General features: G+C 47.1%; 15 protein-coding genes. 13 read left to right on the forward strand and 2 right to left on the reverse strand.

The features are described from left to right. The first annotated feature begins 20 nt into the window (after nucleotides 1-20). The 5 genes from EDC14_RS16290 to EDC14_RS16310 all read left to right on the forward strand — a co-directional run bounded on the left by EDC14_RS16290 (nucleotide 21) and on the right by EDC14_RS16310 (nucleotide 5,896). Nucleotides 21-899: a carbohydrate ABC transporter permease gene (locus tag EDC14_RS16290; RefSeq protein WP_165908070.1), complete on the forward strand. Its 879-nt coding sequence runs from the start codon at nucleotides 21-23 to the stop codon at nucleotides 897-899. Then, complete coding sequence (locus EDC14_RS16295) at nucleotides 892-1,713, forward strand: carbohydrate ABC transporter permease (RefSeq protein ID WP_132015373.1); 822 nt, start codon at nucleotides 892-894, stop codon at nucleotides 1,711-1,713. The genes EDC14_RS16290 and EDC14_RS16295 overlap by 8 nt, the downstream gene beginning before the upstream one ends. A gap of 46 nt (nucleotides 1,714-1,759) precedes the next feature. Further along, entirely contained in the window at nucleotides 1,760-3,004 is a 1,245-nt protein-coding gene (locus EDC14_RS16300; RefSeq protein WP_132015374.1) for an extracellular solute-binding protein, read from the forward strand. 94 nt (nucleotides 3,005-3,098) lie between these two features. Further along, nucleotides 3,099-4,412 carry a nickel-dependent lactate racemase family protein gene (locus tag EDC14_RS16305; RefSeq protein ID WP_132015375.1) on the forward strand — a complete coding sequence of 438 codons (1,314 nt, stop codon included), beginning with the start codon at nucleotides 3,099-3,101 and terminating at the stop codon, nucleotides 4,410-4,412. A 1,097-nt stretch (nucleotides 4,413-5,509) separates the two neighbouring features. Beyond that, nucleotides 5,510-5,896, forward strand: coding sequence for a hypothetical protein (locus EDC14_RS16310; RefSeq protein WP_132015376.1), 387 nt, complete (start codon nucleotides 5,510-5,512; stop codon nucleotides 5,894-5,896). A gap of 505 nt (nucleotides 5,897-6,401) precedes the next feature. On the opposite strand, the gene EDC14_RS16315 is transcribed toward EDC14_RS16310, so the two are convergent. Further along, nucleotides 6,402-6,734: a CGGC domain-containing protein gene (locus EDC14_RS16315; protein ID WP_132015377.1), complete on the reverse strand. Its 333-nt coding sequence runs from the start codon at nucleotides 6,732-6,734 to the stop codon at nucleotides 6,402-6,404. A gap of 704 nt (nucleotides 6,735-7,438) precedes the next feature. Between EDC14_RS16315 and EDC14_RS16320 the strand changes: the two genes are divergently transcribed. From EDC14_RS16320 to EDC14_RS16340, 6 genes are all read left to right on the forward strand, one after another. After that, nucleotides 7,439-7,990 carry a TetR/AcrR family transcriptional regulator gene (locus tag EDC14_RS16320; protein ID WP_132015378.1) on the forward strand — a complete coding sequence of 184 codons (552 nt, stop codon included), beginning with the start codon at nucleotides 7,439-7,441 and terminating at the stop codon, nucleotides 7,988-7,990. Between the two features lie 191 nt (nucleotides 7,991-8,181). After that, nucleotides 8,182-9,318 (forward strand): cysteine desulfurase family protein, encoded by a 1,137-nt coding sequence (locus EDC14_RS16325; protein WP_132015379.1) that lies wholly within the window; start codon nucleotides 8,182-8,184, stop codon nucleotides 9,316-9,318. Between the two features lie 22 nt (nucleotides 9,319-9,340). Next, nucleotides 9,341-9,517 carry a hypothetical protein gene (locus EDC14_RS26845; protein ID WP_165908071.1) on the forward strand — a complete coding sequence of 59 codons (177 nt, stop codon included), beginning with the start codon at nucleotides 9,341-9,343 and terminating at the stop codon, nucleotides 9,515-9,517. A gap of 647 nt (nucleotides 9,518-10,164) precedes the next feature. After that, on the forward strand, nucleotides 10,165-11,502 hold the full coding sequence (locus tag EDC14_RS16330; RefSeq protein ID WP_132015380.1) for an MATE family efflux transporter: 1,338 nt from the start codon (nucleotides 10,165-10,167) through the stop codon (nucleotides 11,500-11,502). Between the two features lie 98 nt (nucleotides 11,503-11,600). Continuing rightward, the gene (locus EDC14_RS16335) at nucleotides 11,601-12,080 is read left to right on the forward strand and encodes a GNAT family N-acetyltransferase (RefSeq protein ID WP_165908072.1); all 480 of its coding nucleotides are present in this window, start codon (nucleotides 11,601-11,603) and stop codon (nucleotides 12,078-12,080) included. 171 nt (nucleotides 12,081-12,251) lie between these two features. Then, on the forward strand, nucleotides 12,252-12,818 hold the full coding sequence (locus EDC14_RS16340; RefSeq protein ID WP_132015382.1) for a hypothetical protein: 567 nt from the start codon (nucleotides 12,252-12,254) through the stop codon (nucleotides 12,816-12,818). A gap of 15 nt (nucleotides 12,819-12,833) precedes the next feature. Here the strand turns inward: EDC14_RS16340 and EDC14_RS16345 are convergent, their stop codons facing one another. Continuing rightward, complete coding sequence (locus EDC14_RS16345; RefSeq protein WP_132015383.1) at nucleotides 12,834-13,667, reverse strand: glucosaminidase domain-containing protein; 834 nt, start codon at nucleotides 13,665-13,667, stop codon at nucleotides 12,834-12,836. 259 nt (nucleotides 13,668-13,926) lie between these two features. Here EDC14_RS16345 and EDC14_RS16350 point away from each other — a divergent pair, with 259 nt between their 5' ends. Together EDC14_RS16350 and EDC14_RS16355 are read left to right on the forward strand one after the other, a co-directional pair. After that, the gene (locus EDC14_RS16350; RefSeq protein ID WP_341540163.1) at nucleotides 13,927-14,244 is read left to right on the forward strand and encodes a four helix bundle protein; all 318 of its coding nucleotides are present in this window, start codon (nucleotides 13,927-13,929) and stop codon (nucleotides 14,242-14,244) included. 136 nt (nucleotides 14,245-14,380) lie between these two features. Beyond that, a complete protein-coding gene (locus tag EDC14_RS16355) occupies nucleotides 14,381-14,860 on the forward strand; it encodes a flavodoxin family protein (protein WP_341540164.1) in 480 nt (159 codons plus the stop codon). Nucleotides 14,861-14,977 lie beyond the last annotated feature (117 nt).

Genomic DNA, 14,977 nt, shown 5'->3' on the forward strand with positions numbered 1-14,977 from the left:
ATACCAGGGTGGTGAGTAGTTTGAAGAGTAAGTTGTCCATGTTCTTATTGCTAGCGCCTTTCAGCGTGATATTTGCAATTTTCTTGTTGTTTCCACTGGTGTACGGAGTGGTTTTGAGCCTATCCGACCAGGCCAGCCGATTTTCGGTGCTCAACTATTTGAATGTGCTGCATGATGAGATCTTTGGTAAAGCTCTGTTAAACACCTTGTTTTATATCACCGGCAATATTTTCTTAGCGATACTCTCCTTATTGATCGCCATTCTTATCAAGGAGCTGAACTCGGAAAAACTAGCCAAAAAATATGAAACGCTCATGATTTTTCCGTATGTGATTCCGATGGTGGTCACCGGGATCGTCTTCAAATACATTTTTCAACCGCAGATCGGTTTGTTTAGCGGGTTATTAAGACTTTTGGGCCTGGCTCAGTTTTCCAATGTCGCCTTATTGTCGGATCCTTTTTATGCCAAAGTGGTGATTACCCTCGTCTGGATTTTTGTTTATACCGGTTATATGGTGAATATCTATTATTCGTCCTTGCGCGAGATCCCCGCTTCTTATTATGAAGCGGCCAGTATCGACGGTTCGAATTGGTTTCAAAGAATGTTTCAAATAACCATTCCTTTATTGAGCAATATTTTTGTTTATACCATCGTATCTGGAATTATCCTGTCATTTCAGATCTTCCCGCTGATTTGGATCTTAACGGGTTCGGGATTTGGGCTGGGAGCCGGCGGTCCCGATAACTCCACCATGTCGCTGGATCTCTATATCTACCAGACCGCGTTTCGCGATCATAACCTCTATTCGGCTAGCGCCATGGGAGTGATCATGCTGGCGGTGACCTACTTGATCTCACTGATCCCGATGAAATTGGTGAAGGAGGTAAACTATGTATAACAGGAAGTTCGCTGGCTTTCTGACCAATTTCATTCTGGTCATTCTGAGCATGCTGTTAATCTATCCGACGGTTCTGGCCTTTTTCAGCAGCTTCAAATCGTTATCCGATCTCTTGGGAAAACCGGTGGCTTTGCTACCCGGTCAGTTTACGCTCGACGCCTGGAAGGGCCTATTTGCGGCGACACCAGCCTTTCGTTGGCTGGGGAATGGCCTCTTGATTTCGGTGCTGGGAATGGTGCTGAATGTGGTCGTCTGTGTACCGGCCGCCTATGTTTTCGCCAGATCCACCAGCAAATTTGTTAAATTTTTCTTCAATCTGGTAGTTGCTACCGTCATGCTGCCACTCGCCGCGTATCTGGTGCCTCTCTATACGGTCGTGGCCAAGCTGGGTTTGTTGAACACGTATTTGTCGGTAGCGCTGCCGATCTCGGAGAGCGTTTTCGGGATCTTCTTTCTGACCCAATCCTTTAAAAATGTGCCGGCCTATTATGAAGAAGCGGCAATCGTCGACGGTTGCACTCAGATCCAGGGATTTCTGCGGATCTTTCTGCCAATCGTCAAAAATTCCTTGATTACCATTGCCATCTTCACTTTCATTTGGAAGTGGAACAGTTTCTTATGGCCGTTGATGGTTTTAAATGACGCCAATAAGTTTCCTTTGACTTTGGGCATCGCCACCGCGGTCGGAAATGATATCTCCTGGATGAACTCCTTGATGGCCGGGGCGATCTTTACCATCATGCCAATTGTAATCATGTTTATTATGTTTCAGAGATACATCTCGGGAAGCAACGTATTGAGCGGTAGCAAGTGAATAAGCCCATTGCGGGGCTTATCATAAAAAGGAGGAGTGAAGAAAAATGAGAAAAAAGCTATGGATTTGGTTTGTTTTCCTGATGGTGATGGGCATGTCGGTGTGTTATGGAGCCAACGAACCGGTGACGGTAGAATTTTGGAACGGTCATACCGGACCGGATGGCGAGGTAATGAGTAAACTGGCGAAACTTTATGAAGAGTCGCACCCTAACGTGAAGATTCATACGATCTCGATGGCCTGGGATCAATTGTTTACCAAAGCGGAACTGGCGATCTCACAGGGAAGCGGTCCTGACTTGCTGACCTTGCCGGCTGACCGGATGGTCGAGAATGCAGGGAAAGTCATTAAACCCATCAACGATCTGGCCAAAAAAAACTTTAAAGAGGCAACATTCGATAAGTCATTATGGGACTTGACCTTTTTCGAGAAGAAACAGTATGGTATTCCGTTGGACACTCATCCGTATGTAATCTATTACCGCAAAGATATTTTTGCCAAAAACGGCATTACAGTCCCTAACGATACTCCGTTGAGCAAAGAAGAATTTCTGAACATCGCCCAGAAGCTGACGGATAAGAAAGCCGGAATCTATGGGTTCGCTTTTAAAAGCTTAGGGGTCCATGCTTGGTGGGATACCTGGCCGTTTTTCCTGCAAGCGGGCGGCAAGTTGTGGGATAAAAACGGTAATAATCCCAGGCTGGACAGCAAGGCAATGACCGAGGCAATCGGCTTTCTAAAGTCTCTCCAGGGAAATGTGGCCACCGATCAATTGACGGACTGGCAGACCGCATATTCGATGTTTGTCACCGGCTATGCCGCCATGATTCAGCATGGTTCATGGTTGATTCCCGGGCTGAATAAGGCCAATATACCCTACGGAGTCATGATGCTGCCCAAGGTTTTCGACAAATATGCCTCCTTTGCGAATATGCACATGTTCGGCTTTACCCGGATTAATGAAAAGCGGACCCAAGCCGCCCTGGACTTCGTGAAATGGATGGAAACCAAGAATAACGCTTATGAGTGGGGAAGAGGCTCCGGAAATGTTCCCGCCAATTTGGAAGCCCGGGCCGAATACGCGCGTGATCCCATCTTCCAACCGATCGCCAAGACCGCGGAACTGAACAAGAAGCAATTGTATATGAGTCCGTATATCAAACAAAATGCTACAGTCGTTTATAAATATTTAGTGCCTACGATGGAGGCAGTCTACAGGGATAAGAATTCCAACGTCAAGAAGGCTGTCGCGGAAATGAATAAACAGGTGAAAATGGTCCTAAAGAAGTAAGGCGCGCGGCCGAATTACCCAGTTCAAGCTGGAACGGCTGAAACAGACAACGTTTCAGCCGTTCCAAAAATTTTACGTCAATGAGGAAACCAAAATGAAGCTGGCTTTTGGAAACGAAATGATTGATCTGGCCGCCCTGAAATCGGAAACCGCCCGGGTTCGGGTCTTAGCTCCTGATGAAGCGGCCTTGCGCCACCAGTCCGAACTCGAGCAGACGGCCGCTGTGAAGCAGAGCCTGACTCGTCCCATCGCCGGATATTCTTTGTCTGAATGGTTCCGGAATGGGAAAAACCTTCGCTTGGCGATTATCATTCCTGATGTGACCCGCAATTGCTCGACCCCCATTTATCTCAGGGTTCTGCTCAAAGAACTTGAGAACTTGGGAGCTAAGGCCCAAGACACGACGATTGTGGTAGCCGTCGGCAACCACCGGCACTGTACCGAGGCCGAACTAGAAAGGCTGGTCGGGGAGGATATCTATGCCCGGTATGCGGTGGTTAATCATCTTTCCCGGGAGAACCTGGTGGATCTCGGAACGACCCCAAGCGGCAACCGGATTCTCATGAACCGGGATATTGTCCGCGCCGATAAGGTGCTGGTCACCGGAAATATCACCTATCATAATTTTGCAGGCTTCAGCGGCGGCCGTAAATCGATTCTGCCAGGCGTCTCCGGCAGCGAGACGATTTTGAATAACCACCGTCTGATGTTGAAGGGCGATCGGATGCATGAGAAATGTCAGATTGGGATCCTGGCCGGAAATCCGATCCACGAGGATATGCTCCATGCGGTTGGACTGCTGGATCCCCGGCAAGACAAGCTTTACTGCCTGAATGTGGTCACCAATATGTTCGGGCAGATCTTGACTGCTTTTTGCGGCCGGCTGGCCCCCGTTTTTGAAGCGGGAGTCGCTTTTGCGGAATCCAAATATAAGATCGAAGTTCCCGCCCGGGGAAATATCGTTCTTTGCAGCGCCGGAGGGTTCCCTTACGATATCAACTTTTATCAGTCGTTTAAATCGCTCTATTCCGGCAGTAAGATTACGGCCCCGGGCGGTTATCTGTTCCTGTTGGCCGAATGCCGGGACGGCTTGGGCGATACGGAGGAAAAGTTCAAGTTCTGGTTTTCGAAAAATCAGAGCGAGATTATCCAGGAGCTCTATCACCAGTTCGATGTGGTCGGCCAGATCGCTTACTGGACTAAAGATGCGCAGCGCAATTTCAAATTGTTTGTGGTTACGCATCCGGCGAATTTTGCACAATTGCAGTCCCTGGGGCTGACGACCATCGGGCAAGAAACACTGGAACAACAGTTAAATAAAGCCCTCGCAGAATCAGGGGAATCGCATATCTATTTGGCGCCGTACGCGAATATCACTTATTTGGGCGTAAATGAGCCGGCGTTTTGAATGCACTATATCTTGTCACGGCTTTGTTCGTTTCAAATTGCTTTCCCGGCACCGTTTCAGAGAGCTCCCAATGGGGGCTCTCTTGGATCATTTCGTCATTTTTGGGATAAATGTTCTCCTCAAGTTTCAAGCTCCGTCATCCCTCCGCTGAATCCGCTTCTTTGAATCCCATCGCCGGAGAGGGACGGGGTGAGGTTGTTTTTAGGCATCTCAGACTTTTTTCGTATTCATCCTCGTATACTGGGCGGACAATGTTTCATTCCATAATATGGAATTATCGCTTGATGACATTGCCCGTCAAGGGCCGGTAGAGGGTTTGAGAACGGCAATAATAACAAGCTCAAACTCCCTTCTCCCGGCGGCCGGGAGAAGGGCTGGGGATGAGGGGCTGCGTCGAGTTGGCTTGCGAAAAAGCTTTCCGAGTGAAACAAGGATCTCCCAAATTGCCTTTATGCCAAAAGCCATTCGCGGGGACCCATAGTCGTCTTAAGAAATAACTGACCGCCTTCAAATCTCCGGTTCGAAGCAGCTCTCACCCCGGCGCAAAAGTCACTTGTTTTGTGACTGGGAGAGCTCGCTCAGTCGCTCAGCAAGCTCTTTTTGTGGATAAGCGAGCTTGTTTTGTGACTGAGAGAGCTCGCTCAGTCGTTCAGCAAGCTCTTTTTGTGGATAAGCGAGCTTGTTTTGTGACTGAGAGAGCTTGCTCAGTCGTTCAGCAAGCTCTTTTTGTGGATAAGCGAGCTTGTTTTGTGACTGAGAGAGCTCGCTCAGTCGCTCAGCAAGCTCTTTTTGTGGATAAGCGACCTATTTTTGTGGATAAACGGATCCGTTCAACGTGGTTAATGGTTTTGGCTGTGCATAAGTCGGGAGCCTGTAAAATAAATTGTGTGGAAGTGTAGCTAAAACTGCGCAATGCGTAAAAAGAGGAGGGAATAATCCCACCACGCCGCAAATTGCCAGCTCCTACACTCGAAGAATTATTCCACAAAATCAACAAAATTCATTGACTAAGAATAACGTTCGCGGTATAATATAGCCATGATGCAACCTTCCGGAAGGGTTCATGCTGCCCATTCTATTTACAGGAGGAAATGATCGTGTCACAAGAGGTAAACGAACTGACCCATCCAACCATGGATTCAACCGAGGATCCAACGAGAAAATTCGGTCCGTCCCGTTCGCTCGACGCCAAACTGGCCCGGATTGTCGAATTGATCGTCGGAATTCAGGCCCATGCCGAGCCGTTGGAGAAACGGGGCCTTGATGCGGCGTTCATCACCCAATTCAGCGCCGATTATCAGGCGCTGGTCGACGCCCACAACGCCCAGTTGGCCTGCAAAGCCCGGATGATGGAGAAGACCGAGGAGATCCGGGCCAAACTCAGCCAAATTCAACGGACTTACTCGGACGTCCGCGCCCAAGTGAAACGGCTCTTTCCCAAATCCACCTGGCGCGAATTCGGCATCACCGACCAAAGATTATAAAAACCGATCACTTAGAGACCCGCGACGGATGCGCTTTGATGGATTACCTGAAAAGAAAAATGGAGGCGTTTATTTTTTACCCTTTGTATTCATTTTAGGTAATAAAGCGCCACAGAAAGTAAACGTCGCATCCAAACCCGGTTGGGCCAGTGGGGCAACGGCCAAAAAAGCCCGGTGATCTTTTGGCACCGGGCTTCTTTGTATTTTTAGAAGCTATGGGGATAAAAGTCTCTTTCACTTCGATTTGACCTGCAAAAGGATGTTAAAACCGACTTTATCACTTGCTTCTCCGAGCTTTTATGCTTACCCTGTCCCGGTACCTCATTATTTCGGTCGTTCGGAATAGCGAGCGGAGTAAGCGCGTCCGGGATTACGCTGAGCATTTTACCATCCTCTCAGCGGTAGCAAAGCCCAGCCGAACATGCGCACCGATTCTCTTATGCAAGTTCCTCTTTTTCGAGCACCTGAAGCGTATGCTTCTCAAGCTCCCCTGCTGCGCTATGATTTAATGGGTATAGTCTAGAATCGTGATTTCTTCCCCTACGGCAGCTTTTACGATTTCCTTCATCCGCTTGGCAAAGGGGCAGGGATAGCCGATGGGGGTCCCCTTTTGAATGCAGGATGCCAACGCGATGGTGTCCGCACCCCGTTTTACCAGCTCTTCGGCGCGAAGTACCGACTTTTTACCGGGGCAGCCGCCGCAGTTGATGAAGCCTATGATCTCAATGTCCTCGGTCACGCCTTCAAAGGCGCCTTTCCGCATCTGGATCATCTTAAAATCGGTGGAGCCGGGGCAAAAATCCTCGGTCTGCATACATCTGATGATTCCAACTTTCATGATATTACCTCCTATTTTAGTTGCCAACGCGGTCCATATTACGGATACACTCCTTTGACGTCTGAGCAATATCTACACTCGCATGTCAATTCAAAATTGCCTGATACAGTGGCCGCTTCAGCCCAGTGGTATAATAATTATCAAATTTGAGTATCAAGTTTACTCGGCAAACACCCGATTGTTCTGTACCACCAAGGAGGGAGAACCCTATCTGTCACTTTGAATAAAGGAATTGAAGGATAAGTCATGACGCCGATGGACCTAACCCTCGCCCTTCCCCGGAGCAGCCTATGAAAGAAGATAATTCAAGGGGAAGGGTAACCTTGGGCTTCGAACTCGAAGAGCTGAAGCCTTCAACGCCTTATGGCTTTTTTCAAGCAGCAACCGATGCTTTCGCATAGGCATTTAGAGATCAGCGGCTATGGGTTACCCTTCCCGTCGAATCGGCTTCCCTGAACAACTTCTCTAGGGAAGTGCGAGGGTTAGGTCCAAACCCTTATCATGCCTTCGTATTTTCTTGCGGAGCTAACTTGATACTCAGATTATCAAAAAAACAGCGCCAATTTGATAATGGGCAGTTTTTTTGGAAATGTTACACATGTCGTAAGTTTGACAAGTGTAATGTTTTTCTTGTATAGTATAGGCATAGAAAAAACAGCTGTCAATGATATTGCCAAAAGTTTGACGAAAAGGAGATTTTGTCGGTGTACATTGGAAATAACCCTTCTGCGTTGCGTTCGCGTGAGGAAATCGTACAGGCATTTTTGCGGTTATTGGAGCATACTTCATTGGAGAAAATCTCCATCAAGCAGATTATGGATGCTACCGATCTGTCCAGACAGACTTTCTATCAGATTTTCGATTCCAAGGAGGAAATACTGGAATATTATCTGGATGATGTATTTGGGAGATTTATTACCGGGGCAAAGCAGTACACCATCACCAATTTATGCGATGCCGCCAAGCTGTTCTTTTCATTTTTTGATCAGTATAAGGCAACACTGCAACTGTTCATACAAAACGGAAAAAGTTGTGTCGTTCAGCGTAAGTGCCGGGAATTTTTGCAAAAGGATCGGTATATCCACTATGAACTACAAGGCGTAAGCAACGAGCAGGAAAAAGCCTTCGCCGCGACTTTTGTCATCAGTGGCATGGTCGGGATGCTGGAGCAATGGATTAGAGAGGATCAGTCTCCTGTTATGGATGCAGATGATTTAGCACTTCTGGTGTGCCACATTACCAATTCAAAATCGTAAAAGGAAATCCCGCGGACACAAATGTTTTCAGTGCAACGACATGAAGGATGAATGTCGTTGCACATAGCATCCTGGAATCCTATTGTTTTTGCTTACCCGTACGCCCGAACGATGAAAGACCGTGTAGCGAAAAAACTTGGGGATCAGTCAAAATACTTGATTACACATGTTGAAAGGGGTAAATATCTATCATGATCTATCTTGACTATAACGCGACAACTCCAATCGCCAATGAAGTAGCTCAAGAAATGCAGCCCTACATTGGTGAACGCTTTGGAAACCCTTCCAGCAATTACGATTTAGGGGTTGCGGCAAAAAAAGCCGTTGCCGATGCGCGGGCAAAAGTCGCCGGGCTTTTAAATTGCTTACCGGAGGAGATCGTTTTCACCAGCGGCGGCAGCGAGTCCAACAACTCCGTCATTAAAGGAGTCGCGTTCTCTTTGAAAGATAAAGGGAACCACATTATCACCTCCCGGATTGAACACCCGGCGGTATTGAATCCATGTAAGTACCTGGAGAAGCTGGGCTATGAAATTACTTATTTGCCGGTGGACGAATACGGTCTAATTAACGTATCAGACCTGAAAGAGGCGATTACCCCGAAAACCATTTTGGTAACGATTATGCACGCCAATAATGAGACGGGTACGCTTCAGCCGATTGCTGAAATCAGTGCGATTTGCCATAAACATAACGTTCTTTTGCATACCGATGCCGCCCAATCGGTGGGTAAGATTTCCGCAAACGTAGTTGAACTTGGAGTAGACTTTTTAACCGTCGCCGGCCATAAGCTCTATGCTCCGAAAGGCGTCGGTGCTCTATTTATCAAAAAAGGCGTCCATATTGAACCGTTCATTCACGGTGCGGGTCAAGAAAACGGGAGACGGGCGGGAACTGAAAATGTAATCTTTGCGGCGGCTCTCGGCAAAGCGTGTGAAGTCGCCAAGGATGCGCTTACCGGCTCGATAAATGATAACCATAGCATCCGACAGCTTGAAGAATTAACCAGATATTTTTACCTTCAACTTGTGCAAACTTATGGGGATAAAATAAAATTAAACGGGCATCCCCAAAAAAGGCTGCCGAATACCTTAAATATCAGTTTTGTCGGCTATAACGCCGGCGAGATAATCAATAAATTCGGAGATGTGGCTGTGTCAACCGGTTCCGCCTGCCATTCCGGATTAACGTCTATTTCACCGGTATTAAAGGCTATGGGGGTTTCCGAAGCAATTGGCCGAAGCGCCATCCGGTTTAGTCTGGGAAGATATACAACCCGAACTGAGATGGATACGGTGCTTGAAAAACTGGAAGCGATATTAATCTAATGGAATTAAGACTTGGGGATGGTTGGCCATTATCAAAATAAGGTTCAAAGGGGAATCCGGTGTAAATTTTTATTTTGATAAAGCAAGCGCCTACCCATTTTGGTCAGCGCTTATCAAAGGCGGAGATGAGATTCAAATGAACAAGGCAAATGTATTTGCCGGGAAATCTGCCCAAAAAGCGTTAGAGTTGTTTTCATAAGTTTCAATGCTATAATAGCACGTTATTGCAGAGAGCTCAAATGATGGGCTCTCTTTTCTATCCTGAAAATAAAAACTCGACCCCCAAAAAATTTACCTTATTTTCTTATATTTGATGGTGCCTTTTTAAAAGCGTTGTGATAAACCCTGTCCGAAGGCCAGGGTGAACATAAAAGCTCAGAAAAGCAAGTGATAAAGTCGTTTTTTAGTCCATTGAAAGGATGATTTCCGAATTTGAGGACTTTATCACTGGCTTTTAAAGTATGAGCGCCTGCGGATAATTAGAATCATCGAATGAGGTTAACGAATTTTGGCTGTGGGATAAGTCGGGGAAATATCAGCTTTAAATGATTTGTAGCTATGGAGGCTGTAAACAAAGGCAAATTGCCGTATTCGTCGCGAAATGAGCGGAGAGCCCGCCAGTACTGATGTTTTCGTTCGGTATATGCCAATTCTTATGAAACCATGATGGGAACATTAAGAATTTGTAAACGGCCTTGGATATCCAAAGCATGCTTGACTTTTGTGATAAACTATTATGGGATGATATTCGGATGATTCCTGTAACGGATTACTTTACCCAAGGAAAGCTGGCAGATAACGTTGCACTTCGATTTTTTGCATCAAGATACTGAAAAAAGACGGGATATGATACTGAACGGCTCAAGTTGGAAAACCATTCTTTTTTTATCCATCCCCACCTTGATGATGGGGATTGTCCAATCCATCATACCGGTGGTAGACGGCTTATTCATCAATAACATCGCCGGAACGGTCGCGGCCAGCGCCATTGCCTATTCCGGACCGATCATCAACATGATGGGCGCCCTGGCGCAAGGCTTAAGCGCAGCCGCAATGGCCATCATCGGACAGACAAACGGCAGAGGCGATTTTGAGGAAGGGAAAAGAGTATCGGCACAGATAGTGATCCTGGCTTTTCTGTTGGGAATTATCACCGCTCCCATTCTGGTATTACTCGCATTCCCCATCTCCTGGCATATCAATGCGGATATCTCCCATGGTGTTTTCGTGTATACGGCCCTCAATGCACTGGTCATTCCTTTTTCATTCCTGGAATCGATTTATAATGCCATTAAAAGTGCCGCGGGCAAGCCGGAAGCGGCATTTGTGAGAATGCTTTTAATGCTGGTCTTGAAAATACTTTCCAATACTCTGTTCATTGCCATATTCCGGTGGAATATCGTCGGCGCGGTGATGGCTTCACTTTTGTCCAATATTTTAATCTGTATTTGGATGTATTACGAGCTCTTCATGAAGGACAGCCATGACCGGCTGGAAATCAAGGGCTTCCAATTTGATTTTCATATTATCCGGGAGCTTTTCAGGATCGGCATCCCGTCCATGCTTTCAAGCCTCATTCTGAATCTGGGCTTTTTCTTGATCAATAATGAAGTCGCCAAATACGGCACCATTGTGATGAACGGGCAAGCCATTGCCAATAATATCACTTCCGTCTGTTTCATCTTGCCTTCTTCATTCGGTTCCTCCGTTACCACCATGGTCAGTATGAACATCGGGGCCGGACAAAGCCAAAAGGCGAAAGAGTCTTGTATCGTGGGCTGTATCATTAGCGCGATTACTGCCGCAGTATTGATAGCGATTGTCGTGCCCTTATCCTCCCACATGACGGTGTTGTTCACGCGCGAAAGGGAGGTGTTGGAGGTGGCCAACAAGGCTCTCCATATCTATACCTATTCCGTGGTTGGTTTCGGTATCTGTATGGTGCAGCAGGGCGCTTTTATCGGGCTGGGGCGTACCGGAATTCCTTTGTTCGCCAGCATTTTGAGAATCTGGCTTTTACGATATATCTTTATATTGCTTACCGAACACGTTTTAGGCCCTTATTCGGTATTTTGGGGCAATCTCTTTTCAAATTACGCCGCGGCGCTAATCACCACGATTCTGATTTTGCGAACCCAATGGGTTACCCATATTCCGCCAAAGGCGGTAAGGGTAGAAGCGTAATTGGAAGAGTAAAGGAAAAGGGTAAAATAGTAGCAAATATTCGAGCTTTACCGAATGTTTTATGGAATGAATCCAAAATTAACGGAGAGTATTGGCTGATGTTATTTGAGTATCGAAAAGCAACGATGGATGAGATTGATGTTTTAGCTCAAATGCGTGTATCAATGCTTTGTGAGGGTACGGATTATAACGATGAATTTCGCTGCAAATTGTACAACAACACAAAATCATTCATTAGCGGTGGTTTCGAAGGTAAGACTTTTATCACCTGGGTTGCTACTCAAAACCAAGAAATCATCGCAATGGGCGGACTGACTTATTATCTCTTGCCTCCCAATGACTGGTGTCCGGGAGGTAAAACAGCATATATAGGCAATATGTATACAAAACCTGCCCATCGCAGAAACGGTATTGCAACAAAGCTTTTTTCTTTGCTTATGGATGAAGCGAAAGAAAATTCTTGTGAAAGAATCTTGCTGGATGCAACCTGTATGGGCAGGCCTCTTTATGAGAAATATGGTTTTAAAAACTCGAATACTGCGATGGCGTATTATCCCTTTGGCATTATGTCTAAATAATGAATAAAAGTAGCTGCCTTTTCTTTTGTATCAATTTCAAAACCAGCATCTTTCACAAATTCCCCTAATATTCTAGAATGGAGAACCGGTGTTAGGAGGGATTTGTACTTGAAATTTTTCGTGAGTCTGCTATTGATTTTCGCAATCTCTTTTTCAGCTAGGGGTTTTGACTTGAGCCTGCCAGAAGTCGAGGGGAGAATGGTTAAAGGGGGCTATCTCGATACGCTTTACGCGGCATATTGGGCTGCCGGGCAGGGTGAAGCAATGATTCCAATCTTGGAGCAGATGCTGTCAACCCCCAAAAAATATCAAAAGGAACCCTGCGCGGCCACCAGCGCCTACCCGTTTAACGTGATTTGGGCGCTGGCTCATATTGATTCCGATCGGTCGCTGAAAATCCTGATGAAATTTTCCGGGGGGAGGACGAAAAATTTTGATCAAGCAGTGGCCCGGCTGGCAATCCAAGGATTCCGATTGCGGCGGGCCAAACAAAGTGAAGTTTATGGAGTACTGGTAAGGGCGGAGGGGAAACTGCTGGAACGGCCCAGCCCAAAGGCGCGCGTTCTGAAATTTTTGCAATCCGGCCAGAGCGTTAAAGTCTTAAAACCCTACCTTGAAAATCAAAAGGAGGAAGGGCCGCGCGGCGGCCCGGCGGTTTTCGATTCCATCGAACTCATCCCCCAGGGGGAGCGGGGCTATCTTCAAAGGTTCGGCGGGGATTTCACTTCGTTCATATGAACAATAGGATGTGTCTCAGTCACCAGCTTTTATGGAAATTTTAAGCTTGCCGCTGTCGGCTGAAATATTGATCCGGCCGAAGCGGCGGTGTTGCGGTTGGCGATCCTCGCGCCGGGACCCGGGATCGTCCTTAACAGCTCGCCTGTCATATTGGTACAGATTCCAGCGATCCATGACCGCCCCGATCTTGCCTTCATAATAATTTCCGCCTAAATGATTGTAGCCCAGATCGGCAATTTCCCGGCAAAACTGTTTGGAGGCTTTGGCGTAGGACCAGCCGGCCGCGATTCGTCTCTGGTAGTTGGCCCGGGCCGGCTGGTATTTTCGAGTGATTAGGCCGCCTAAATAATGGATCGCATCCGTCCGGGAAGCGAAGCGCCGATACCAATTGTCATACCGGGCATCCTCTCGAAAAATAAGACGGTCCCCGCCGTGACTGGCGATAACGGGAACCCGGCCTCCGTCCTCATCCGGCTGCCCTTTCAGCTGCCAGCCGCCCTCCGGATTTTGGGCCCAGACTTTGATCCCGAAAATATTATTGGCGTAGTAGGCGGAACGGGTAAAGCCGTAACCTCCTTCGACGCAGGCCATACCGATGATGGCGCTGGCTGGAATCCCATAAACTGAACTGGCCGAGATGGCCGTATTTTTGATGCTGTTGATGAAACTGACCTGTTCGTTGTAGGTCGGATGCCCGATGGCCGGATTATAGGCATAACTGTTCCGCCCCCTGACCCGGTCTTCATAGGGGAGCGGCTGAAAAAGCGCGGCGTGAACGATTCCCGTTCCCGCCAATACGATGAGCGTCATGGAGAAAATGACCAATTGGAAGGATTTTTTTTGTTTCATGGATGCCTCCTGGGGAGTTTCAAGCAAAATTAAATACTGTAAGTTTTGAATTTTTCTCCCTGTATTTCCTCTGGAAATTGATTCTAGGAGATGTTTCCCAGGTCCATCAAACAAAAAAACTCGCTGATTGGTCAGGAAGTTTTTTGTTTTGTTTTGGAAGTTTGAAGAGTGGAGGGTGAAGTTTGAAATTAAACATTTGCAGGAGAGTCTATGATCGTTGAAGAATACTCAAAAGTAAAAAAATGGGAAAGACTAAAAGATGAAATCGGATTTGCCGGAACGGACATTTGCATTTGCGGTTGAGATAGTTGAACTTTGTAAGGAGTTAAATGGGAAGCGAGGAATTACTCGAACGTTGTTGACTCAGCTTCTGCGCTCTGGAATTTCAGTGGGCGCCAATGTTCAGGAGGGGCAATCGAGCCAGAGTACGGCTGATTTTCTGACAAAATACAGTATAGCTTGTAAAGAGGCAAGAGAAACACATTATTGGTTAAGGTTACTCGTTGCAACAAATTTAATTTCGGAGACCGGGTTAAGAAGCTACTTGCCGAATCCAACCAGTTATTGGCGATTTTGACGGCAATTATTAAGAAGCTGAAAGCAAAAAAAGCTTAATAATCCGACATCCGTATTTCAAACTTTACATTTCACTCCTCAAACTTTTTTTGAAGAGTGAAGGGTTGGAGGCGGCAAGAAGGGTTGGAGGCGGTAATATGAAGGTATTGGCACTAAACGGCAGCGCGCGAAAGAACGGCAACTCCGCCACGATGCTCAAAAACGCAATGGAGGGCGCAAAAGCGGCGGGCGCGGAGACAAAACTGATCAACCTCTACGACCTGAATTACAAGGGTTGCACGGGCTGCGAGGCCTGTAAGCTGCTTGGCGGCAAGAGCTTTGGGCGCTGTGCTTTGAGGGACGATCTGACTCCGGTTCTGGTGGAGGCCATTGCGGCGGATGTTTTGCTCATTGGCTCCCCCATCTATTGGCACGATATTACCGGGATGCTCCGCGCATTTTTGGAGCGTTTCTGGTTTCCCACGCTGACATACACCAAGGAGAGAAAACTCCTTTACCCCAAACGCATTAAGGTCGGCATGATTTTCACAACCAACGCTCCCGCGGAGTATTACGTAAACTACTATGATGGCCTCATGAAAACTTCCTCAGGGCGATACGGAGTACGTCACCGCTGAAGACACTTGGCAGTTTGACGACTATTCCAAATACGCCGCCGATATGTTTGATGTCGAGGCGAAAAAACGCCGCCACGAAGAAGTGTTTCCCGAGGAATGCAGGAAGGCTTATGAAAT

The sequence above is a fragment of the Hydrogenispora ethanolica genome (genome assembly GCF_004340685.1).
Classification (GTDB): domain Bacteria; phylum Bacillota; class UBA4882; order UBA8346; family UBA8346; genus Hydrogenispora; species Hydrogenispora ethanolica.